The following is a 1,512-nucleotide window of genomic DNA, read 5'->3' on the forward strand; positions in this document are numbered from 1 at the left end:
CACACGAGGTCTCCGCCGCCTGACCATCTGCGCCGTCAAAGCAACACGGCCACCGCCCCTCTGGAGCGCATGGCAAACTGAACTCATGCTGAGGATCATGTCGTCAGAGTCCGTTCCATAGAGTGTATAGTCGAACTCGATTAAATTTCCACTTCCCCACGTTCGTCCTTTCATATCGGATTCATAATTCATAAAGTCTAAACCGACAATGTGCAGCGCTGATGCCACAACGGAGTGACAGGTTATACTGGAACCATTGTAGTCAACATCAAATCCATATTGGAGATTTTCTAAAAATATATTGGTTGCGTGCTGAACCATAATTGCCCAAACGTCGCCTGCCTCCCTTTCACCAAGGTCTAGGTACTGAGGATTTCTATCATATATAGACGCGCCGCCCATGTAGTCTTCAGATAACTCTATAGGCCATCCATTCTCAACCTCCAGCGCGCCGGACCCGAAGGAGCCGGAGCCGGGAACGGAGCCGATGGGGGTTTTCGTCCCGCCCCTGATGACATATTGGCTACCAGTATCATACACAAGGTAGCTGTGTTCCGCCGAATCGTTCCAAAAAGAGTAGGAACAAACATAAATACTTCCCATCGTACCCCCTTTTGCATACGCAATCATAAGTAAACTTACTTATGCTAAACAATAATTGATGTCGGAAGATATGTCTATCTCATGGTATTAAAAATCTGAAATAGACGCGTAGCGCCGCGTGTGCTACTATAGAGAGCGGATGGAGCTGATTGAGGAGGGCGTTATGGGTCAGCGGGTGGCGCGGTATGTGGTTGTCACGCTGGCCCTGACGGCCCTGTCGTACGGGGTGAGCCGGGTCTTCTTTGTTCCCATTGTCGCCATTCCAGACTTCGCGCTGCCGCGTGGCTTCGCGCTCATGGTGGCGTTTGCATTCTCCGTTAACGTTGTTTTTATAGTGCGTCATGGCCTTAGATTGCGGATAGAGATGCCAGCCCTCTTGCGACCGACACTGGCGAAGATCATCGTCTCTATTATGGTATTTGTATCTATGCCCTGTATGAATCTAGCATTCATGCCGTTGCCCATGGGGTTACAGCTGGCTTTTTTTATTGAAGATTTACACCCGGTCTTGTCACCGCGAAGGCTGTCTGATTTAGATCAAATGCCTCACGCCATGTCTCATCTTACTGTTTTGTTACCTGGTGCCGCCTTCGCCTACCTTCTCACTGCGCTGTCGTGGCGCTCGACCCGCCGCCGCTATGGGGCCTGGGAGATCGTTCCGCTTGGTTATCTGGCCGCCTACACGGCCGTCCTGCTGGTGTGGCAACGGCCGTACATGTGAGATCACGTGGCAACGAAGGTCTCCCGTAGCCACTGAGTCTCAGAGCCCGATCTGAAAAGAGTTGAGTGATTTCAGTCTGTTGTGATTCCGTGGTTGATTGAGCAACCTGAAGGATGGAAATTCGGCCTGAGGTCCCTCAGTCATCCCGGTTTTCCATGTTGATGTAGACGCGGTCGGTGGTGGCCCAG

General features: G+C 51.4%; 2 protein-coding genes. One reads left to right on the forward strand and one right to left on the reverse strand.

Annotated features, from left to right (window positions below; translation table 11 throughout):
* The coding region (locus GGD89_RS19835) for a hypothetical protein (protein WP_221238582.1) at window positions 1–603 on the reverse strand (603 nt) is incomplete at its 3' end.
* A gap of 139 nt (window positions 604–742) precedes the next feature.
* Here GGD89_RS19835 and GGD89_RS19560 point away from each other — a divergent pair.
* A complete protein-coding gene (locus GGD89_RS19560) occupies window positions 743–1,324 on the forward strand; it encodes a hypothetical protein (RefSeq protein WP_184049212.1) in 582 nt (193 codons plus the stop codon).
* Window positions 1,325–1,512 lie beyond the last annotated feature (188 nt).

The sequence above is a fragment of the Roseospira visakhapatnamensis genome (assembly GCF_014197915.1).
GTDB lineage: Bacteria > Pseudomonadota > Alphaproteobacteria > Rhodospirillales > Rhodospirillaceae > Rhodospira > Rhodospira visakhapatnamensis.